The following is a 20542-nucleotide window of genomic DNA, read 5'->3' on the forward strand; positions in this document are numbered from 1 at the left end:
CCCTTTATTTTCATTGTGGATAAATTGATGCGACGTTTATCGACTCAAGATCAGAACTTTAAACAAGTCTTTGCTGATTTGTTGGCTTTTGAAACCGTGAGTGACCCAGAACTTTTAAAAACCGTAGATCAAATCATCGCTGATGTTCGTCAGCATGGTAATGCTCATGTTCTTAAACTCACTCAACAGTTCGATCGACATCCCGCGCATCAATTCTCAGATTTAGAACTGACCCAAGAACAATTAAAAACCGCTTTTGATGGTTTGAGTACCGAAGTCCGCGAGGCGTTAGAGCTCGCTGCAAACCGTATTCGTGAGTTTCACCAAGCGCAAAAACAAGAAGGCTGGACCTATGTGGATGCCTTGGGGAACACACTTGGGCAAAAAGTAACGCCTTTAGATCGCGTTGGTATTTATGTACCTGGTGGTTTAGCATCTTATCCGTCTTCTGTACTGATGAATGCTGTGCCTGCGCATGTGGCGGGTGTACCTGAAATTATTATGGTCGTGCCTGCACCGAATGGTGAGTTGAATCCATTGGTATTAGCGGCTGCTTATTTGGCTGGCGTCAGCCGTGTCTTTACCATTGGTGGGGCACAAGCGGTTGCGGCTTTAGCCTATGGTACAGAAACGATTCCGGCAGTGGATAAGATTACAGGGCCGGGCAACCGTTTTGTCGCGGCTGCGAAACGTGCAGTATTCGGACAAGTCGGTATCGACATGATTGCAGGGCCATCTGAAATTTTAGTTTATGCTGAGGGCGTGAATAACGCACAGTGGTTGGCAATGGATTTATTGTCCCAAGCTGAACACGATACTGTGGCACAAGCAGTGTTTATTACACCAGATGAACAGTTGTTAAATGAAGTAGAGTTGGCTATTGAAGCGCATTTACAAGCTTTACCTAAGGCGGAGATTGCGCGTACTTCAATTGCCAATCGTGGCGCGTTAGTGCTTGTGAAAGACCGCGCTGAAGCAGTTGAGCTGATTAATCAAGTTGCCCCTGAGCATTTAGAGCTTTGCTTAGATGAAGCACAGGAAATGGCTGAAGATATTCGTCATGCAGGCGCAATCTTTATGGGGCGTTATACTCCAGAGGCAATCGGCGACTATTGTGCAGGGCCCAACCACGTTTTGCCAACTTCAGGTACGGCACGCTTTTCCTCGCCGCTGGGTGTATATGATTTCCAAAAGCGTTCAAGTTTGATTATGTGCTCTGAGCAAGGTGTGAAAACTTTGGCGAAAACCGCGGATATCTTAGCGCAACAAGAAAACTTAGATGCGCATGCGCGTTCGGCACGTTATCGTTATCAATAATATAAATTTAGATCTCTCATGTGTTCAGTAATGAATGTTCCTCTCCCTATGGGGGAGGTTAGGAGAGAGGAAAATATTTAATTCAGTTTGGGACATCATAAACCTCTCCCAAACCCTCTCCTAGAAGGAGAGGGCTTACATACAAGTAAGTTGAGTGCATAAATGAGATAGTCAATGTCAAATATCACTACAGAACAAATGCGTTTTTGGAGTCCTGAAGTACGTGAATTAGAACCGTATGTGCCAGGTGAACAACCGAAAATTCAAAATTTATTGAAGCTCAATACCAACGAAAACCCATATCCACCCTCACCAAAAGTGGTGGAGGCTGTTCAAGCAATTTTGTCAAACTCCGCAGATGTATTGCGTTTATATCCAGATCCAGATGCTTCTGCTTTAAAGCAGGCGATTGCGAAACAACAAAATGTTGCGGTTGAAAATGTCTTTGTTGGCAATGGTTCAGATGAGGTCTTAGCACATATTTTTAAAGCCTTTTTTGTGCAAGAGCTGCCTTTACTTTACCCCGATATTACCTATAGCTTCTATCCTGTTTATAGCCAATTTTTTGGAGTCAAAACCAAAATTTTGCCGCTCAATGATGACTTTGAAATTGTGGTGGATGACTATAAGCAAGCCAATGGCGGCATTATTATTACCAATCCAAATGCACCAACCAGTATAGATATTGGTTTGGCAGCTATTGAGGAAGTACTTCAAGCCAACCCAAATTCAGTAGTGGTCATTGATGAAGCTTATGTAGACTTTGGTGCTGAATCGGCAGTCAGTTTGGTGGAAAAATATGAGAACTTGGTGGTGTGCCAAACTACGTCTAAGTCTCGATCACTGGCAGGTTTACGTGTTGGTTTTGCGATTGCTCAACCGCATTTGATTGCGGCACTTGAAGCGGTGAAGAATAGTTTTAACTCTTATCCGATGGACCGTTTTGCGATAGCCGCTGCGGTCGCTTCATTTGAAGATCAAGCTTATTTTGAAGCACAAAATCAAAAAGTGATTCAAAGCCGTGAACATTTGGTTGAACAATTGACCGCACTAGGCTTTAACGTTTTGCCATCAAGTGCCAACTTTATCTTTGCATCATTGCCTAGCAAAGATGCGGGTGAATTAGCGGCTGAATTACGTGAACAAGGCATTATTGTGCGTTACTTCAATAAACCGCGTATTAACCAGTTTTTACGTATCACGGTTGGAACTGATCAACAAAATCAACGCTTAGCCGATACATTGAAAAATGATATTTTAAAATAAACTTTCAACAGTTTTGATCTTTGAAAAGTGAACCTTCACTGATGTGAAGGTTCACTTTTTTATTTTGGCGGCTATTCAGTGTCCGTTTGTACAAAGGTATTGAGTAAATTAAGCAGTGCTGAGACCTTGTCAAAACATTCTTGGTATTCAGCCTCACACTCTGATGCAATGGTAATTCCACCGCCAGCCCAAAGCGAAACCTCATCTTGGAATTTTTGAATAGAACGAATCAGAATGTTCCAAGAACCAGTACCATCGAAATTAAAATAACCCATTGAGCCACAGTACGCTCCGCGTGGTGCTCCTTCGAGTTCTTCAATAATCTGCATCGCTCGAATTTTAGGCGCGCCTGTAATAGACCCGCCAGGTAGCGCAGAGAGCAGCACATGAAAGGGATGAACTTCTGCTTTAAGTGTTGCTTCGACTTCGCTGACCATATGATGGACTTGATTAAAGCTTTCAATATTAAACAGTTTAGGTGTTTTGACTGAGCCCGTTTCTGCATAAACACTCAAGTCATTACGCAGTAGATCAACAATCATCACATTTTCAGCTTGATCTTTTTCCGAAGCCATTAAGCGTTGTTTCGATTGTTCATCTAAGACTGGATCTGCATAGCGCGGCATGGTGCCTTTAATCGGCTTAGTGATGATTTTACGATGGGTTTGAAAATCAATAAACAACTCGGGTGAACAGCTTAAGAGCTCAAAATCATCGATACGGAGATAGCCCGAGTAAGGTGCATCGGTCAATTGCCAAAATGCCTCGACCACACTTAGGAGTTGACCGTGTGCTTTGGCGGTAAACTCTTGTGTGAGATTGATTTGATAACAATCCCCAGCTTTGATGTATTCCTGTACTTGTTGAAAGGCTTGCTTGTATTGATTTTTAGTCCAGCGTGCTTGGCAGATCGACCCGAGTTGGAGTGGATGAGTTAAGGCCGATGGCTGTAATAAATACGATTCAATTTTGCGATAAATGCGTTCAGCTTGTAAATCACTACTGCAAAATAGCCAACCTGTATCAGTCCATTGTAGATAACTGCTGTATAAACCTAAAAATAGGCTTGGCTGTGACTTAATTTGAACCGGAACGTGTTGCTGGACGGCATAATCATAACTGACGAATCCAATGAGTCCGCCACTAAAAGATGCTTCTTTTTGTTCTGAGCTTGGCTGAATATTACTGGAAATGTCTATTTCTTCGTCATCACGGATATAACAAAAATCCTGTGTGCGTTGAAAGAAAAAGTGCTGGTTTTTTCGAAAAACTTGGTAACGTTCAGGTAAAAAAGCAATGACGGGTGCATCGACATTTTGTAAATAGACTAACTGTGTGAGCTCATTCAACGCCTGTAGTATATGAGATACAGAGAGGGTTGAATCACAAATTATCTTTTTAAATGATTGGCTTAGAGTCATGCTAACGCAAATAGGATCAAAAAATTCAGGCTATTTTACCGCATTGTGCGTGTACGCATAGAGGAAATACCGTTTATCGGTAAGCTATGGATTGCGACCAACAGCAGTTGATCAAAAAATCACTCAGATATAACGTAGTTCAGGCAATAAAGTCACTCAAGGATAGGTGTTAATACTGCGACAAAATAAAAAAACAGTAACTAACACCGAGTGATCGATATCACAAAAATAAAGCTCTTAGGAGAAAAATAAAGCGGTAACCTTCCGTATCCTCTTGGCAAATCCTATCTTTGATAAAATTGATGGCGCAGTTATTGGCGCAAATACCAATATTGTGAGTGATGTGAATAGTGAAGGAAAACAGACCTCTACAGTGATTGGTGGGGCACGCGTTAATCTCGGTAATTTATTGTCTGCCAATGTTAATGAAAGTGCTTATATTTCCCTCAGTGATTTTTCTGGTGCAGGGGTAAAGTGGACCAATATCTATAAGGCGTATTTGAGTAACTATTATGAAAAAAATAGCATTGCCAATCAAGCAGCCGCAGACTTCCGTGAAGGCGAAGTTTCAATTGAAATTGCTGATTGCTATAAAGTGTTAGCAAAATAATATCGTTGTAACACAAAAAAAGCCTATCATCGATGGGCTTTTTTTGATATTAGGCAACATTAACCTGTATGATCTAAGCGTGTACCTAGGGTTTCGAGATGAAGATTAAATTGATTACTTTTACGGTCGGCAAAATAGTGACGTAAGGTATGTTCGACACTAGGGAAAGCCAGTTCTGACCAAGGAATTTCATCTTCTTCAAATAAACGACATTCAATGCTTTCTTCGCCAGCACCGAATTTCCCATCCACTAAGTTCGCTTTAAAGAGCGCATAAATTTGACCAATACGCGGAATATTGTACATGCAATATAGCTGTTCGATTTCAACTTCTGCTTCCGCTTCTTCACGGGTTTCTCGTGCAGCACCTTGTTCCATAGTTTCAAACAACTCCATGTAACCTGCTGGTAAAGTCCATAGCCCATAACGCGGTTCAATAGCACGGCGGCATAACAATACTTTATTTTCCCAAAGTGCGAGTGCGCCACAAATCACTTTAGGGTTCACATAATGAATAGAACTACAAGAGGTGCAAACACGACGCAATTGATGGTCGCCAAGAGGGATTTGTTCTGTTGTTTTTTGTCCGCAATTGCTGCAAAAGTCCATATTCATCATCAATGATAAAGTTCAGACTCAGCATAACTTAAAAATTAAATTTTGACATCATTTCTCTTTTTTCAGTATCAAATTCAGCTATGATGAAAAAAAGAATGATGGGGACGACGTTCAATGGATGAACATTCATTAACACGCATACTGCAGCAACAGTTACGGTTTTCAAGCAAAATTAAATCGGCAGATGCAGCTGTGTTAATCGCGATCACCAATGAAGCCGATCCCAAAGTTTTACTGACCCGCCGCTCTGTTTATTTATCTAATCATGCTGGCGAAGTGTCTTTTCCTGGCGGAAAAAGAGATCCGCAAGATACCAGTAATATTGTGGTTGCCTTACGTGAAGCCTATGAAGAAACCGCATTGAACCCTTTTGACGTACAGTTGCTCGGTGATTTGCCGATGCAAAAGGCCCGTAATGGTATGCTGGTCAAACCTGTGGTCGGGCTGATTCCGCCTGAAGTTGAACTGGTTGCCCAGCCGACAGAAATTGATCGTATTTTCTTTGCATCACTCAAACAGCTGATGGAAGTGCCTGCGGTGCCTTATGAAGTTCGTTTTGCCCATCAATCTCTCTATTTTCCGAGTATGCGGGTGGAAAATGAAATTGTTTGGGGGCTGACAGCACGGATGTTGGTTGCATTATTTCAATATGGTTTGGGCTACCATAAAGAGTGGCCATTTTTAGTCAATTCCCCGACTTTTCGGTTCCCCAAGTAAGTTGAGTATTTTAAGGAAAAAATATGTTGTACAAATTTAAAGGTCATGCCCCACAAGCAATGCATCAACCATGGAATGGTTGGGTTGCGGAAAATGCCACAGTGATCGGTCAAGTCGAATTGGGACAACAGGTTAGTATTTGGTTTGGGGCGGTCGTACGTGCAGACAATTGCAAGATTCGATTAGGTGACTTTACCAATATTCAGGAAAATGCGGTTTTACATACCGACGCTGGGATTGAAATGAATATTGGCAATTATGTCACGATTGGGCATCAAGCCATGTTGCATGGTTGCACAGTGGGGGATAATAGTCTGATTGGGATTAATGCTGTCGTTTTAAACAATGCTGTGATTGGTAAAAATTGTATTATTGGCGCAAATGCACTGATTCCGGAAGGTAAAGTCATTCCAGATAATTCTCTGGTTATGGGCTCACCGGGTAAAGTCGTCAAAACTTTGGATGAAACGGCTGAAGCTCGTTTGAAAATGAGTGCACTGCATTATGCAGAACACTTTAAACAATTTATCGATTTAGAGCCGGCACAGTTATAAGCTTACTTTTTCCCATTCAGCCTAGATTTTTCTAGGCTTTTTTAGCTCTGTTCTGAGAACATCTCGCCTAGTGCTTTTGAGTGGAGTATCATAGCCACGTTTTTATAGATTAAATCATTAAGGTTGTGCATGAAAGTGCTGGCATTGGAATCTGCAAATGAGCAGTGTTCCGTCTCTATTGTAGATGAAAATAAAGAACTTTTTTTCCAATTGGATACGCGCGCAAAAGCACAAACGCAAACGATTCTCCCAATGATTGAACAAGGGTTTTTACAGTTGGATATTAAGACAGAAGATTTGTCTTGTATCGCTTTTAGTCGTGGTCCTGGTTCTTTTAGCGGCGTTCGTATTAATGCTGCTGTGACTCAAGCTTTGGCATGGTCGAATGATTTGCCTGTGGTTCCTGTCTCAACTTTACAAGCGCTCGCACAAGCTGGACATCGTGTGCATGGTCTAACCACAGTCACAGCAGTTTTAGACGCTCGTATGAGTGAAGTCTATATTGCAAGTTTTCAATTAGATGCAGATGGCATCATGCAAGCCGTCGATGAAGAGCAGCTTTTAAGCTATGCCGCAGCTACTGAATGTACACCGTTTATTTTAGTCGGTTCGGGTGCAACCTTAATTGACCCATCACAAATACAATACAAAGATTTAAGTGCAACCGCGCAAGATATTGCCACAATTGCGCGCAAGAATGCACAGCAACAACACTGGGTGAGTGCTGAACTTGCACTTCCAGTCTATTTACGTGATAACGCTTGGAAAAAAATCCCGGAACAGGGCAAAGCATAATTAGGGTTTTTTTATGGATCTTTTACTGCTGCTCAAAGCGGCAATTATGGGTATTGTTGAAGGTATTACTGAATTCTTACCCATTTCGAGTACTGGACATTTAATTTTAGCTTCAGAACTTATGAATTTTTGGACCAAAGAAAAAAGTGATGTCTTTGTGATCGCCATTCAAATGGGGGCAATTGCAGCCGTCATTTATGAATATTGGGCACGTTTGTGGGGGGCAGCAACGGGGATTTTTAGTGGTGAACCCCAAGGTCGCCGTCTCGGGATTGGGCTAATTTTAGCGTCGATTCCTATTGTGCTGATTGGTCTGACATTTGGTCAAACGGTGAAAGAGCTTTTATTTAATGATATTGCCATTGCCATTGGTTTGATTGTGGGTGGTTTGATTATTATTTGGATTGAAAAGCATCCACCACAAGAGCGCGTCCATGAAGTTGAAGACCTGAGTGTGAAAGATGCGATTTGGATTGGTCTGATTCAAGTGTTGTCTTTAATTCCAGGGACATCACGTTCGGGGGCAACCATTATTGGCGCGATGTTCTTAGGTGTATCGCGTAAAGCGGCGACTGAGTTTTCATTCTTCTTGGGTATTCCAGTAATTATTGGTGCGGGTCTGTTAGATTTGTATCAAAGTGCGCATGTGTTTGACGGACAACAAGATTGGATCGTATTGGCAACAGGCATTATTGTTTCTTTTGTTTCGGCTTTACTGTTGATTCGTGCTTTAGTCGCTTATGTGGCGAAGCGTGATTTTATGATTTTTGCATGGTACCGCATTGCTTCAGGCTTAGTGATTCTATTATTTGCCTTTACGGGTTGGAAGCTATGGTAAGCCCAATGCGCTTATATGTGGAACAAGAGCACTTAGAAAAAGCACAGCACTATGTTGCTGTGCTTTTTTCTCGTGGTGTCGAGGTCAGTATTGAAGTTGCCGAAAAGTTAAATGCACGTTTCTTCCGATTTCATCCTGAACTGGGTTTGTGTGCCGATGCCGATGGGCTTTGGCTGTGTGCTAATGGCATGAAAATGCAGCCGGATTGGAAAGCTGAAGTTCCACGTTTAAAGCGTGCGTCGTTAAAGTCTGAAATGATTGCTCGTGCTTGCCACTTGACTGAAAAACCTATGCTCATTGATGCAACGGCAGGGCTTGGGCATGACTCACTGCTCATGGCACATTTGGGAGCCAATGTCACTTTGGTAGAACGCCATCCCATTTTATTCACCTTGTTAGAGTCAAGTAAGGAACAGGCTTTACAGGATGCATTCTTAAACCCTGTGGTGACTCGAATTGACTTAGTTTTTTCAGATTCCGCACAGTATTTGCAGCAACAAGCAGAGCAGGGCAATACGGTCGATGTGGTTTATCTAGATCCGATGTTTCCACAACGTGATCAAAATCAGCAAGCGGTGAAAAAACAGGCGCAAGTGAAAAAGCAAATGCAGCTTTTACATATGTTACTGCCTGAAGATGGTGAAATGGATTTGGGTGATAATCTGCTTGGCTTAGCGCAAAAAGTGGCAAAACGGGTGGTGGTCAAACGTCCTCGCTTGGCCGTATTTTTGGCAAATCAAGAAACCACTCATCAGTGGCTGGGGGATGCATGCCGTTTTGATGCCTATTTTCAGCATGAACGCTTAGACTGAAGTGGAAGACTGCTTCAAAAGTATGCAAAGATTTGTTATATAGTTAAAAACATCATTGATAAAATGCTGATCAAGCATAAACTTAGTGTGTCCCTACGCAAGTCACAATTTAATTAGAATCTTATGATCGACTTCAAACCCTCCATCAACTTTTGGCATGATTTTAAAAGCAACCAAACTGCGGGGATGTGGTTGTTTCTAGGTTCACGACGCTCTTTGCAAATTGTCCATCCTTCGATTATGCAGCTCATCTTCTGGGGGATTTTAGGTGGCTCAGCCAATACTTTATTTAGCTGGTTGAGCGCAGGAGAGATCGGTGACTTTAACCCACAAGGTTTGGTCAGTTACGCACTTTGGCCTTTCATTGCCCTGATTGTCGGGATTTTTCTGTCTCAACGGGTGAATAATCCGCGTTTGATGTTGGTACCAGCATTGCTTTGGCTTGTGTTGGATACGCATATCGCGTTATTACAAAGTTTTATCCAATATTTAGGCATGATGGATGTCCTGCCGTATTTCTTCTACGACTACCTGCCGAATGTGTTCATGGTACTGTTTGTTTGGCAGAGTTTGGCTGTGGTGTGGGTGTTTTCACGTGAACTGAAATGGCCTTGGTGGGAGCGAGCCCTGATTGTCTTGGCCACGCTGTTTACCCTTGTGGTTTGGCAAATGTCAGTGACCAGTCAGCCGATTTGGAAAGTAGAAGAAACACCACCAACCTTTGCAGAAGATGCCTTCTATGCACAAAGTCGCTTACTGAATAAAGCACTAGAGTCTGTGCAATATGGCGAATTTGCCCAGTCACATTGGTATTTCCTTGGCGTAGCGGGAGCGAGTTATCAAGATGTGTTCCGTTCAGAAGTCGAGCGAATCAAAGAACAGTTCGACACGCGTTTTGGTACGTTGGACCGTTCGATGATGTTGGTGAATAACCCTGCTACACGAACAGAAATTCCGATTGCCTCTAAACACAGTATTGAAATGGCGCTGCGTCGTATGGGACAGCAGATGAACCGTGAAAGCGATGTGTTATTTTTATATATGACTTCGCATGGTTTACCGAACCAGTTCGAAATGGAAAATGCACCTTTAGACTTAACTCAGGTCGACCCGAAATGGTTACGCGAAACCTTAGATGCATCGGGCATTCGCTGGCGTGTGATTGTTATTTCATCGTGTTTCTCTGGGAGTTTTGTGCCTGCACTGCAAAATGATAATACCTTGATTATTACTGCTTCAGCGGCAGACCGTCAGTCTTTTGGGTGTACCAATGAAGCCGATTATACTTATTTTGGTCGGGCGTTTTTCGATCAAGCAATGCGTGAACAAAACAGTATAGAAACTGCTTTTAGCCAAGCACAAAAAACCGTGAGCCAATGGGAAACAGCACAAGGTTTTGAACCGTCTGAACCACAGTGGTCGATGGGTAAAAATATGGAGCTGATGCTCCCACAACTTGAACAGCGCTTGTTTCCACCTAAAGCTGTTACAAGCCCTTAATTTGGATCTAAAAAGAAACCCTGATGGAATTAGTACAATCTAACCGTAGTTTTGATGGTGAACAGCGTATTTATCGATTTAATTCCATCAGCCTTCAAGGCGAGAGCAGGTTTGGTATTTATTTGCCCGCTCAAGCTTTAGCAGGGCAAGCGTGTCCAACATTATTTTATTTGGCAGGTTTAACCTGTACCGAAGAAACCTTTGCCATTAAAGCTCACGCACAGCGTTTAGCAGCACAGCTAGGTCTGATTTTGGTAACACCTGATACTTCACCTCGTGGTGAACAGGTTGCGCAAGGTGATCATTGGGATATTGGGCAAGGTGCAGGTTTTTATATTAATGCCACTCAAGCGCCGTGGGCTGAGCATTTCCAGATGGAAAGCTATGTTGTTGAAGAGTTGTATGATTTAGTGATTCAGCAATTTGCTGTACAAGCAGAGCGTATTGGTATTTTCGGGCACTCTAAACAATGTTTTTTTGAAAATATGGAAAATATTTTAGTGTGTTGATTTTTATAAGTTTTATTAAGTAAGTTAAAAATTCCATAAAAAAATCCATATTTCAGTAAAATGCATCAAATTTTCTTATTAAAAATTCCATACTTTTTATATCCACGCTACTATATTCATTATCAAAATTGTAGGAGTAGTCATCAGTGGAAAGATTAGAAAGACACGCTTCATTTGGCGGTTGGCAGGAAGTATATAAGCACGAGTCGGAAGTATTGAAGTGTCCAATGAATTTTTCAATTTATATTCCACCACATGATGATAATGAAAAACTCCCCGTAATTTATTGGCTTTCAGGTCTTACCTGCAATGAACAAAACTTTATTACAAAAGCAGGAGCACAAAAATATGCTTCTGAACATAAGGCGATTATTGTTGCCCCTGATACAAGTCCAAGAGGTGAGGGTGTACCAAATGATGAAGGTTATGACCTAGGTCAAGGCGCAGGCTTTTATTTGAATGCAACTCAACAGCCTTGGGCAGAAAATTATAGAATGTATGATTACATTGTTGATGAGTTAAGGGCTTTAATCGATCAAAACTTCCCTACAAATAAAGTTCAAAGCATTATGGGGCATAGTGCTGGCGGGCATGGATCTTTGGTAATTGGATTGAGAAATCCTGATATTTACACTAGTATTTCCGCTTTTTCCCCAATCGTCGCACCTTCCCAAGTTCCTTGGGGTAAAAAGGCATTTACTGCTTATCTTGGCGAAGATCAGAGTTTATGGTTTCAATAGGCTTTGTTGCACAAAGATTTGAAATGCAAAGCGCCCCTAATTGAGCTAAATTTAAGGCGTAACTTGGGTAAGTGGGCGACCTAATTCCGTAAATCTGTTAAGGACTGCTACACGTGCATGGATCTCATTCACTTGGCTATCAAAACTCCTTGCACTGAGTTTATCTCCTAATAATTTGATGCAATGCATCTTAGTTTCAACCAAACTTCGCCGATGATAGCCTGACCATTTTTTCCATAGTGTGCTGCCTAAACGTTTAATTGTTCGAAGTAATTCATTTCGCTCTAGCGAGCTACTCTTTGTATCTTTCCATGGTTTCGCATTTTTTCTAGGTGGAATCACCGCATGCGCTTGCCGATCTGCAATGACCTGACGGCATTGCTTGGTGTCATAAGCTCCATCGGTATAAACACAGTTAATCTGCTCATCTTGTGGAATCTGATTAAGTAAATCACCAAGCACCTGTGAATCACTGACATTATTGGTTGTAAGCTGAACTGCTCGTATTTGTAGGATTTTAGCATCTATACCAATATGAAGTTTACGCCATTGGCGACGATATTCAGGTCCATGTTTCTTGCGTTTCCATTCGCCCTCACCTAGAAACTTCATGCCTGTAGAGTCCATGAGTAGATGCAGCCCATCGCTACTTTTTTGGTAGCTGATTGCAATATCAATATGCTTTTGTCTTCTACAAATGGTGGAATAATCTGGTGCTGTCCAATTTAATCCGCAAAGTTTAATCAGACTTTGCACAAAGCCAGTGACCATACGTAAAGACAGACGGAATAAGGATTTAATCATTAAGCAGCATTGGATGGCTGCGTCGGAGTAGGTTTGATTTCGCCCTTGTTTGCCTTTTGATGGCGCATACTATTGCGTAGCAGGATCAAACCAAATGGCAATATTTCCGCGACTCATGAGTGCTCGGTTATATGCGGGCCAATTGGTTGTGCGGTAGATTTTGTGTGTAGGCTTCTTCATTTGAAAATTATATCGCTGAAAAACCCTTTACAGATAGGTTTGTGCAACAAAGCCTAATTGATCAGGGTTTGTGTGATCAATTTTATAGCCAGCTCAATCCTGCATTATTTCAGCAAGCCTGTCAGGCTGCGGGCCAGCCACTGACGCTGCGCGAACATGCAGGCTATGACCATGGTTATTACTTTATTCAAAGTTTTATTGATGATCACCTGCAGTTTCATGCCGTACAGCTCGAATCTTAAATCTTGATTTCTCATATTTATTCTTAATTTTTGACTAGAAATCATCCAGCACTGGCATTAACATGGTTGTGTGATTGATTTTTTGTTCTTAAAAAATAAAACAGTAAAATAATAGATAGGGTATACATGCAAAATTCAGAGGCATCTTTGCCACCTGTAGAGGCTTCTTTTGAAGCAAGTTGGCCACCTCCGCCAGTCGTCCCCACGGATGAGCCAAATGCCTATTTGGGACAGACCTTTCGTTTCCAATTCCGTGGTAATGCCCGAGAGTACTTTGGCATTTGGATTGTGAATATCTTATTGACCATTGTTACCTTCAGTTTATATGCACCTTGGGCGAAGGTTAGACGCTTACGCTATTTTTATGGCAACACGGTGTTTTATCGCCGCAAGTTTGATTTTACGGGTGTACCTACACGTATCCTGATTGGTCGAATTATTGCTTTGGGCGTGTACTTTGGCGCTTCAGCTTTGGCTCAAGTATCTTGGCAAGCTTCTTTAATTGGTTTCCTCATCATCTTTTTATTGGTTCCGTGGTTGGTGCGTTCAACCATTCGTTTCCGAGCGCGGAACAGTAAATTTGGTAATAGCCGCTTTTATTTTACAGGCACGACCAAAGAAGCCTATATCTTGGCGCTGAAAGGCATTTTGATTTACATCTTTACCCTTGGGATCTTTTTCCCTGTGCTATTTTGGTATTTTAAAAAATACACGCTGGATAATTTACAACTCGGGCAATTACGTTTTGAGCTACATGCCGATTGGCCTGACTATATGCGTGCCATGTATGTCCCGGTGTTTTTGTTTATTGGAATCGTCTTTGTTTTAGGCTTATTCGTTGCCTTCACCCTTCAAGTGGGGAGCAGTTCTCCAACACAGTTTGGGGTTATTGTGGCGGTAATTTATATGATTGCTGCTTTTATGATTTGGCCGCTGATGATGGCTCGTATTTTTATTACCACATGGAATAAAGCCACGTTGGGGCGTAGCCCTTTCCAAACGGACTGTGGTCAGATGCATTATGCATGGATCGTGATGACCAACTGGATTTTAAAAATCCTCTCGCTCGGTTTGTTATCTGCATGGGCTGCGGTGCGTTTGTATCAGTATCAAATTGAGTCATTAACTTTAACCCTAAAAAATGATCCAGATCGTATGTACAATTTGGCTCAAGATGACCCGAATGCTATTGCTGAAGAGCTGAGTGATATTTTTGACATCGATATTTCGCTGTAACGAGGCTTAAATGCAGGAACAAAACATCACCTTTTATGATGGGCAGATTTCTAAGCCTTATCCAGCCACGATTGCACCTATAGACCGAGAAACGGTGTTGATCTGTTATAACCAGCAGCAGCGTCGTTATTACTATGCCGATATGCAGTTGATTGGGGCATTGGGGCAGATTCAACCTGTGATTGAGTTGAAAGATGATGCACGGATTGAATTTCCACAAGCATTGCCTGACTGGTTTGAGCTGAACAAAAAGCATGTACAGCATTCGATTTGGAAATTAGAGCGTTCACCAAGTCTCATCTTATTTAGTGTGGTGTTTGTTGCCGCTTTTATCTTCGCCATTTTAAGATGGGGCATTCCAAGCGCAGCACATTATGTCGCGATGCAACTGCCTGCGGATACCATCTATAAACTCGGTGATGAAGCGCAAGAACAAGTGTTTAATCTGACGGCACCTTCGACTATCCCTCTTGCACGTCAAAAACAAATCATACAAAGCTATCAAGACCTTGTTGCCAATGGGCAACCTGCCAAAGTACTGTTTCGTGCAGGCGGACAAATTGGAACGAATGCTTTAGCGCTGCCAAACAACACCATTATTCTGACCGATGAACTGGTCAACCTTGCCAAAGATGATCATGAAATTATTGGCGTTTTAGCACATGAGCAAGGGCACTTGGTCGAGCGACATAACCTACAGCAAGCCTTATCCAGTTTAGGTTTTAGTGTGCTATTGATTGCGGTGACGGGGGACAGTTCGGCCTTATTTACAACTTTGCCTGTGGCTTTGGTTGGTGCCAGTTATTCACGCAATTTTGAAAGTGATGCGGACTTGTATGCCATGCAAATGCTGGATAAAAACCATATCTCCAGCTTACATTTGGCAAACTTTTTAGCACGTATGGAAGATGATGCACGTGCCGAAGAGGAAGAAAAGCAGCCGCAAGGGAAGTCCGAAGAAGAGGAGGACGGTGGCATTGGTTCATTTTTCCAAAGTCACCCTGCGACCCAAGAGCGTATTGCGGCTATTCGCCAATTTAACCAACAGCAACGCTTATCAAACTAATTCATTCAGCCGCTGACTTAAACTTGTGTCCATGTTGCTGTGAGGGGCGTTTGTCCCATACGGATCAGGTGATCTAAAACTACGTGTTCTAAGTGACTCAATTTTTCTTCACTCGCCTCAATGCTGACATGTAAATGTTCGGCTTGAGGACTTAAAAGGACCCGTGCTTCAGGCATGATAATGGTAATACTACTGGGTTCTTGTTCGATTTCAAACTTATGTTTCCAGTGATTCACCAGTCGTTTTGCAATTCGAGCCGCATCTGTCGTGACAATATCCGCAGTACTTTTCATATTTACCTCGTCGATTGATCACTTACCATAGCAGTTTCAAGCCAAATGAAAAGTTGAATGTTGCAACGCTACGTTGCAAATTTAGAAAGCTTAACGCTTTCTTTTTTCACAAGTCCCAGTTCAAAAGCTGAATTTGCTATAATGCCTTTATTCCCTTTTGTATAAGCCAGGTACACGCATGTCCAAGCCTTATTTAATTGCACCATCTATTCTCTCTGCTGACTTTGCTCGTTTAGGTGAAGACGTTGAACATGTACTTGCAGCAGGTGCAGACGTGGTTCACTTTGATGTGATGGATAACCACTATGTGCCAAACCTGACTTTTGGTGCGGGTATTTGTAAGGCCCTCAAGAACTACGGCATCAAAGCCCCGATTGATGTGCATTTGATGGTTAAACCTGTCGATCGCATGATTGGTGACTTCCTAGAAGCAGGCGCGGACATTATTACCTTTCATCCAGAAGCCTCTGACCATATCGACCGTTCTTTACAGTTGATTAAATCAGGCGGTGCAAAAGCTGGTTTGGTCTTTAACCCAGCAACGCCGCTCCATTATTTAGACTATGTGCTGGATAAAGTCGATCAAATTTTGTTGATGAGTGTGAACCCTGGTTTCGGCGGTCAAAAGTTTATTCCGATGACTTTAGACAAACTACGTGAAGCACGCAAAATTATTGATGCTTCAGGGCGTGATATTCGTTTAGAAGTGGATGGTGGTGTGTCACCTGCAAATATTCGCGAGATTGCGGAAGCGGGTGCAGATATGTTTGTTGCTGGTTCAGCTATTTTTGGAAAACCAGATTATAAAGCTGTGATTGATGATATGCGTGCAGAGCTTGCAAAAGTGGGTGCGGTAAAGGTTTAAGCTCATAGGTATAAATGCTATACAGGTTGTGGATAACTTTATGGATAAAGTGGTGGATATCTATGTTGATAACCATATGGATAACTTGATTAATATTCAAACGTTTACACAGCAATGGTTTAGTATTTAGACGTTAAATGTATAAAAAGGACTCATTTGAGTCCTTTTTATACTGTGAAAGCCTGATTGTTACTGATGCTTTATTCATCTTTACTTAAAAATAGCACTGTTTAAAAAATAACTTTATTGTTTAAGTGTGCGTAGTGGCTAAACCGTCGCAGTAATTGAATTTAAATTTATAAACTTGTGTATAAAGCATTCTTTGCTTATCCTGTAGATTGGCATCAGCAACAAAAAGTCAGGCATTTACATGCACAGAGCGTTTTGTTGCGTTGAAATATCATTCTTCACTGACTAAATAGGATTGATTGTGCGTTCATTGCTCAAGACACATTCTTGGTTTGTCTTACTCATTATTTTGGTAATGGGGTGGAGTGGTATTGCCCAAGCTTCGGCAGCGCCGATGCATCAAATGATGCAGCTGAGTATGCAGGCTGCAACCAGTGAGCAAAGTTCTGCGCATGCAACAGGCAGGCAAAGCATGCTCGACTGTCATCAAACGAAATCATCGAGTCCAGTCTCTGGACATCAAATGTATATAGCTCAGACCGACATAACAGCGAAGAGCAATTGTCATGCCTTGGATATGCTGCAAAATAAGCAAGTTCAGTGTCAGGAGTGTGCACAGTATCACTGCCAAACGACGCTGACGCTTTTAGACGTTGAACCGCTTGCAGTGGTTCAGCTTGAAGCCGCTTTAGTACAATCATCCCCCCATTTTCGTTATCAAGCTCAACATCTAGTGGGCTATTGGCAAGAAATTCTACGTCCTCCTAAAGCCTAATCCTGATTTTTAAAACTTTATTTTTAAAATTATTAGGATTTAGTCATGTCTATTCAATTTAAACAAAGCCTCATCCTTGGGGCATGTCTGATGTCATCTTCTTGGAGCTTTGCCGCAGTCAAAGAATACCAATTGGTGATTGATGAAAGCCCGGTCAATTTAACGGGAAAGTCGTTAAAACGTATTAGCGTTAATGGACAGTTTCCTGCACCTCTGCTTGAATTTGAGGAGGGCGATGATGCGGTCATTCGGGTTAAAAATAACCTAAAAAATCAAGACTCATCAATCCATTGGCATGGTTTGCTTTTGCCTGGTTTGATGGATGGTGTTCCGGGGTTTAATGGATTTAACGGCATTCAGCCGAAAAGTGAATTTGTCTATAAGTTCAAAGTGCGCCAAAGTGGCACTTATTGGTACCATGCGCATTCTAAAGGACAGGAACAAGATGGGCTGTATGGCGCATTGGTTATTTATCCCAAAGACAAAAAGCCTTTAGCTCAGCATGAAAAAGCAGAGCGTGACTATGTGGTGATGCTGTCGGACTTCCATGAGCAGAGTAGTGAACAAATTCAGAAGAATTTGAAGATTTCTGCAGAATATTATCAAAATCAGCGTGAAACCGTTGCTGACGTGTGGAAACAAGTACAGCGTGAGGGCTTAAAAGCCGCGTGGCAAGACCGTTCCATGTGGAACCAAATGCGCATGCTAAAAACGGATCTGTCGGATGTTACGGGTTATACCTTCCTCATTAATGGTAAAACGCCTGAGCAGAACTGGATAGGTATGTTTAAGCCGAACGAGAAGGTTCGGTTGCGTTTTATCAATGCCTCAGCCATGTCTTTTTTTGATATCCGTATTCCTCACTTAAAAATGACGGTAGTCAGTGCAGATGGTCAGCCTGTTAAACCCGTTCCTGTGGATGAGTTCAGGATTGGAACTGCTGAAACTTATGATGTGATTGTGGAACCGAAAGCAGGGCATTATCAAATTGAAGCAGAGTCGATTGACCGTTCAGGCTACGCCATTGGAACTTTACACAATGAGTTGACTCCAATGGCACAGAGTATACATATGCCTGAGCCACGTCCACGCTCATTGTTGACCATGGAAGATATGGGGCACGGCTCAGAACATTCCGGTATGGATCATTCACAGATGAACCATGAAACAATGCCTGATATGGATCACTCAAAGATGAGTCATGAAGCGATGCCTGCAATGGATCATTCACAGATGAACCATGAAACGATGCCTGCAATCGATCATTCAAAGATGAATCATGCGGCGATGGCTGGTATGGATCATTCAAAGATGAATCATGAGACCATGTCTGAGATGGATCATACACAGATGGGTCATGTGCAACAGAATACGACAGCAAGTTCGGTACAGAAAGCTGTTACACCAGTGTATGGTTGGGCGAATGCCTCTACGCCTAAAGGTGATAAGGCATTGCAATATAGCGATCTGAAATCCTTAGAGCCTCAAAAAGATACCCGTGAGGCGACGAGCGAGTTGGTGATTCGTTTGGGTGGAACCATGGAGCGTTATTTGTGGACCATCAACGGGAAAAAATTTAGCGATGCTGAACCGTTGAAAGTGAAGTACGGCGAGCGTATTCGGATCAAATTTATCAATGACAGCATGATGGCGCATCCGATGCATTTGCACGGTATGTTTATGCAACTGGAAAATGGACAAGCCGCGGTTGATATGCCGAATAAGCACACTTTGATTGTGCCACCGGGCAAAACAGTGACTGCTTTACTAACTGCTGATGAGTTAGGCGAATGGGCCATTCACTGTCATCTGCTTTACCACATGAGCTCAGGCATGATGAATAAACTGATTGTGGCCAATGTCAGTGACGCTCAAGTGTCCACCACGCCAATTCAAGAGCAAAAAACAGCAGCTCAAGCTGAACCCAAAGGAGATGAACATGCGCATCACTAATCTTTTTTCAGGTTTTGCCTTAGCTGTTACTGTCTTATTGAGTTCGTTTTCTATGGCTGCCGAATTTCATGCACAGTATGAAAAACAAAAAGCCAAATCAACAAGCCAAGTTCAGTCCAAAGATATGGCACATGAGCATCATCAGCATAGTGCCGATGAGCATGCGCAGATGCTGAAACAGAAAAATGTGGTTGGTCAGCCTTCATCGAAGAAGCAAGCTCAAACTCAACCAAGCAAGCAGCCAAATGTTCAGAAAGGAGATCATCATGCGCACCATTAATCTTTTTTCTAAAAGCATATTGAGCAGTTCTTTCGTGTTAATGAGTGCTGCGGCTATGGCGCATGAAGGGCATCATATGCCTGCTGAAGCAAATGTAAATATGTCCATGACCACTGAGTCTGTGATGTCACAACATGCACAGCATCAGGCGATGACCACTCCAACTCAAGCTGTTCCACAGTCTAGCGCACACCATGTGCAACAGATCAATCATGATTCAACAGCACATACGCATGATCACCGCAAAGAGCACGGTGCGCAAATTTATGCGGTCACTACGGTCGATAACAAATGGTTGCTGAATGAAGAAGGTGATGGTGGTTTAAAGTCTGAGTTTGAAACCCGTATCGGGACAGATGAAAATAAGTTGTTTATCAAAGTACATGCGGATAAGCAGGAAGCGCATAAGGCTGAGTATGATGCCAAAGTGCTGTATAGCCGTATGATTTCAGACTTTTGGGATGTACAGGCGGGTGCACGTTACCGAGCTGAAAAAGTGGAGCATGAACAGCAGGGATGGGATACGGAAGAAAAAGTGGATGGGGTGCTTGGCTTACATGGTTTAGCGCCGTATTTCTTTGAAACTGATGCTTACGTATATGCTGGTGCAGACAACTATGCTGCGTTTAGTTTAGAAACTGAGCGGGACTTGTTACTGACCCAAAAGCTGATTTTCAAGCCTTATTTAGATATGAATATTATTTTCAGTGATGACTCTAAATATGCCAAAAAATCAGGCCTTAGTAATGCAGCTGTCGGTCTTGAAACACGCTATGAGATCAGCAAAAAAGTCATGCCTTATGTGGACATTGCCTATGAATATAGCAAAGGCAATGAAGCGACGGCTTGGCAGGCTGAAAGTGACGAAGAGAAAGGTTGGCAGTACGGAATGGGTCTCCGCTTTAAATTTTAAGCAAGAAGTTTAGATTTAAAGTGAATATCTAAGATTGCACCAAGGTTGTGCTGAAAGAGTGATCTGCTGGTTCAGATCACTCTTTTTTGCGCTTTAATGATTTCTAAGTG

General features: G+C 42.3%; 19 protein-coding genes and 4 pseudogenes. 19 read left to right on the plus strand and 4 right to left on the minus strand.

Annotated elements, in window-relative coordinates; translation table 11 throughout:
- The first annotated feature begins 15 nt into the window (after window positions 1-15).
- Window positions 16-1317, plus strand: coding sequence for a histidinol dehydrogenase (gene hisD, locus MN200_RS03365; RefSeq protein WP_242760049.1), 1302 nt, complete (start codon window positions 16-18; stop codon window positions 1315-1317).
- A gap of 174 nt (window positions 1318-1491) precedes the next feature.
- Window positions 1492-2583 (plus strand): histidinol-phosphate transaminase, encoded by a 1092-nt coding sequence (hisC, locus tag MN200_RS03370; protein WP_242760050.1) that lies wholly within the window; start codon window positions 1492-1494, stop codon window positions 2581-2583.
- Window positions 2584-2654: 71 nt separating this feature from the next.
- Here hisC and pabB read toward each other — a convergent pair whose 3' ends face one another.
- Entirely contained in the window at window positions 2655-4004 is a 1350-nt protein-coding gene (pabB, locus tag MN200_RS03375) for an aminodeoxychorismate synthase component I (protein ID WP_176537199.1), read from the minus strand.
- 274 nt (window positions 4005-4278) lie between these two features.
- On the opposite strand from pabB, the gene MN200_RS03380 reads away from it, so the two are divergent.
- A complete protein-coding gene (locus MN200_RS03380) occupies window positions 4279-4614 on the plus strand; it encodes a hypothetical protein (protein ID WP_228723733.1) in 336 nt (111 codons plus the stop codon).
- A gap of 59 nt (window positions 4615-4673) precedes the next feature.
- Here MN200_RS03380 and MN200_RS03385 read toward each other — a convergent pair whose 3' ends face one another.
- The gene (locus MN200_RS03385; RefSeq protein ID WP_078426253.1) at window positions 4674-5222 is read right to left on the minus strand and encodes an NUDIX hydrolase; all 549 of its coding nucleotides are present in this window, start codon (window positions 5220-5222) and stop codon (window positions 4674-4676) included.
- A 123-nt stretch (window positions 5223-5345) separates the two neighbouring features.
- Between MN200_RS03385 and MN200_RS03390 the strand changes: the two genes are divergently transcribed.
- The 8 genes and pseudogenes from MN200_RS03390 to fghA all read left to right on the plus strand — a co-directional run.
- Entirely contained in the window at window positions 5346-5948 is a 603-nt protein-coding gene (locus MN200_RS03390) for a CoA pyrophosphatase (RefSeq protein WP_078426254.1), read from the plus strand.
- Window positions 5949-5971: 23 nt separating this feature from the next.
- Window positions 5972-6502: a gamma carbonic anhydrase family protein gene (locus MN200_RS03395; protein WP_058868999.1), complete on the plus strand. Its 531-nt coding sequence runs from the start codon at window positions 5972-5974 to the stop codon at window positions 6500-6502.
- A gap of 129 nt (window positions 6503-6631) precedes the next feature.
- The gene (gene tsaB / locus MN200_RS03400) at window positions 6632-7297 is read left to right on the plus strand and encodes a tRNA (adenosine(37)-N6)-threonylcarbamoyltransferase complex dimerization subunit type 1 TsaB (RefSeq protein WP_195728649.1); all 666 of its coding nucleotides are present in this window, start codon (window positions 6632-6634) and stop codon (window positions 7295-7297) included.
- Window positions 7298-7310: 13 nt separating this feature from the next.
- The gene (locus MN200_RS03405) at window positions 7311-8135 is read left to right on the plus strand and encodes an undecaprenyl-diphosphate phosphatase (RefSeq protein ID WP_004694991.1); all 825 of its coding nucleotides are present in this window, start codon (window positions 7311-7313) and stop codon (window positions 8133-8135) included.
- Window positions 8136-8140: 5 nt separating this feature from the next.
- Complete coding sequence (locus MN200_RS03410; RefSeq protein WP_176537204.1) at window positions 8141-8947, plus strand: class I SAM-dependent methyltransferase; 807 nt, start codon at window positions 8141-8143, stop codon at window positions 8945-8947.
- Window positions 8948-9070: 123 nt separating this feature from the next.
- The gene (locus MN200_RS03415) at window positions 9071-10447 is read left to right on the plus strand and encodes a C13 family peptidase (RefSeq protein ID WP_242760051.1); all 1377 of its coding nucleotides are present in this window, start codon (window positions 9071-9073) and stop codon (window positions 10445-10447) included.
- Window positions 10448-10470: 23 nt separating this feature from the next.
- Window positions 10471-10911 (plus strand): annotated as a pseudogene (locus MN200_RS03420) (alpha/beta hydrolase-fold protein); the annotation flags it as partial.
- Window positions 10912-11102: 191 nt separating this feature from the next.
- Window positions 11103-11687, plus strand: a pseudogene (fghA, locus tag MN200_RS03425) (S-formylglutathione hydrolase); the annotation flags it as partial.
- A 60-nt stretch (window positions 11688-11747) separates the two neighbouring features.
- On the opposite strand, the pseudogene MN200_RS03430 reads toward fghA, so the two are convergent.
- A pseudogene (locus tag MN200_RS03430) lies at window positions 11748-12680 on the minus strand (IS5 family transposase).
- Between the two features lie 53 nt (window positions 12681-12733).
- On the opposite strand from MN200_RS03430, the pseudogene MN200_RS03435 reads away from it, so the two are divergent.
- From MN200_RS03435 to MN200_RS03445, 3 genes and pseudogenes are all read left to right on the plus strand, one after another.
- A pseudogene (locus tag MN200_RS03435) lies at window positions 12734-12922 on the plus strand (S-formylglutathione hydrolase); the annotation flags it as partial.
- Between the two features lie 126 nt (window positions 12923-13048).
- A complete protein-coding gene (locus MN200_RS03440) occupies window positions 13049-14158 on the plus strand; it encodes a YjgN family protein (protein ID WP_242760052.1) in 1110 nt (369 codons plus the stop codon).
- Between the two features lie 10 nt (window positions 14159-14168).
- On the plus strand, window positions 14169-15224 hold the full coding sequence (locus MN200_RS03445; protein WP_242760053.1) for a M48 family metallopeptidase: 1056 nt from the start codon (window positions 14169-14171) through the stop codon (window positions 15222-15224).
- Between the two features lie 17 nt (window positions 15225-15241).
- Here the strand turns inward: MN200_RS03445 and MN200_RS03450 are convergent, their stop codons facing one another.
- Entirely contained in the window at window positions 15242-15517 is a 276-nt protein-coding gene (locus MN200_RS03450; protein WP_242760054.1) for a DUF2218 domain-containing protein, read from the minus strand.
- A 178-nt stretch (window positions 15518-15695) separates the two neighbouring features.
- On the opposite strand from MN200_RS03450, the gene rpe reads away from it, so the two are divergent.
- From rpe to MN200_RS03475, 5 genes are all read left to right on the plus strand, one after another.
- Window positions 15696-16382: a ribulose-phosphate 3-epimerase gene (gene rpe, locus MN200_RS03455; RefSeq protein WP_004694978.1), complete on the plus strand. Its 687-nt coding sequence runs from the start codon at window positions 15696-15698 to the stop codon at window positions 16380-16382.
- A gap of 430 nt (window positions 16383-16812) precedes the next feature.
- Window positions 16813-17286, plus strand: a complete 474-nt coding sequence (locus MN200_RS03460) for a hypothetical protein (RefSeq protein ID WP_242760055.1) — start codon at window positions 16813-16815, stop codon at window positions 17284-17286.
- Between the two features lie 45 nt (window positions 17287-17331).
- Window positions 17332-19239, plus strand: coding sequence for a copper resistance system multicopper oxidase (locus MN200_RS03465; protein WP_278189339.1), 1908 nt, complete (start codon window positions 17332-17334; stop codon window positions 19237-19239).
- A complete protein-coding gene (locus MN200_RS03470; RefSeq protein ID WP_148826665.1) occupies window positions 19226-19519 on the plus strand; it encodes a hypothetical protein in 294 nt (97 codons plus the stop codon). The genes MN200_RS03465 and MN200_RS03470 overlap by 14 nt, the downstream gene beginning before the upstream one ends.
- Complete coding sequence (locus tag MN200_RS03475; protein ID WP_242760056.1) at window positions 19506-20432, plus strand: copper resistance protein B; 927 nt, start codon at window positions 19506-19508, stop codon at window positions 20430-20432. Before MN200_RS03470 ends, MN200_RS03475 begins: the two co-directional genes overlap by 14 nt.
- The last annotated feature ends 110 nt before the right edge of the window (window positions 20433-20542 follow it).

Origin of the sequence: Acinetobacter sp. LUNF3, from assembly GCF_022699605.1 — a bacterium.
GTDB lineage: Bacteria > Pseudomonadota > Gammaproteobacteria > Pseudomonadales > Moraxellaceae > Acinetobacter > Acinetobacter johnsonii.

Excerpts from the sequence above, each read along its gene's own strand:
- MN200_RS03405 (WP_004694991.1), top strand. The coding sequence starts at position 7,311 with ATGGATCTTTTACTGCTGCTCAAAGCGGCAATTATGGGTATTGTTGAA.
- MN200_RS03410 (WP_176537204.1), top strand. The coding sequence starts at position 8,141 with ATGCGCTTATATGTGGAACAAGAGCACTTAGAAAAAGCACAGCACTAT.
- MN200_RS03390 (WP_078426254.1), top strand. The coding sequence starts at position 5,346 with ATGGATGAACATTCATTAACACGCATACTGCAGCAACAGTTACGGTTT.
- MN200_RS03465 (WP_278189339.1), top strand. The coding sequence starts at position 17,332 with ATGTCTATTCAATTTAAACAAAGCCTCATCCTTGGGGCATGTCTGATG.
- MN200_RS03450 (WP_242760054.1), bottom strand. The coding sequence starts at position 15,517 with ATGAAAAGTACTGCGGATATTGTCACGACAGATGCGGCTCGAATTGCA.
- MN200_RS03440 (WP_242760052.1), top strand. The coding sequence starts at position 13,049 with ATGCAAAATTCAGAGGCATCTTTGCCACCTGTAGAGGCTTCTTTTGAA.
- pabB (WP_176537199.1), bottom strand. The coding sequence starts at position 4,004 with ATGACTCTAAGCCAATCATTTAAAAAGATAATTTGTGATTCAACCCTC.
- MN200_RS03445 (WP_242760053.1), top strand. The coding sequence starts at position 14,169 with ATGCAGGAACAAAACATCACCTTTTATGATGGGCAGATTTCTAAGCCT.
- hisC (WP_242760050.1), top strand. The coding sequence starts at position 1,492 with ATGTCAAATATCACTACAGAACAAATGCGTTTTTGGAGTCCTGAAGTA.
- rpe (WP_004694978.1), top strand. The coding sequence starts at position 15,696 with ATGTCCAAGCCTTATTTAATTGCACCATCTATTCTCTCTGCTGACTTT.
- MN200_RS03395 (WP_058868999.1), top strand. The coding sequence starts at position 5,972 with ATGTTGTACAAATTTAAAGGTCATGCCCCACAAGCAATGCATCAACCA.
- MN200_RS03385 (WP_078426253.1), bottom strand. The coding sequence starts at position 5,222 with ATGGACTTTTGCAGCAATTGCGGACAAAAAACAACAGAACAAATCCCT.
- tsaB (WP_195728649.1), top strand. The coding sequence starts at position 6,632 with ATGAAAGTGCTGGCATTGGAATCTGCAAATGAGCAGTGTTCCGTCTCT.
- MN200_RS03470 (WP_148826665.1), top strand. The coding sequence starts at position 19,226 with ATGCGCATCACTAATCTTTTTTCAGGTTTTGCCTTAGCTGTTACTGTC.
- MN200_RS03475 (WP_242760056.1), top strand. The coding sequence starts at position 19,506 with ATGCGCACCATTAATCTTTTTTCTAAAAGCATATTGAGCAGTTCTTTC.
- MN200_RS03415 (WP_242760051.1), top strand. The coding sequence starts at position 9,071 with ATGATCGACTTCAAACCCTCCATCAACTTTTGGCATGATTTTAAAAGC.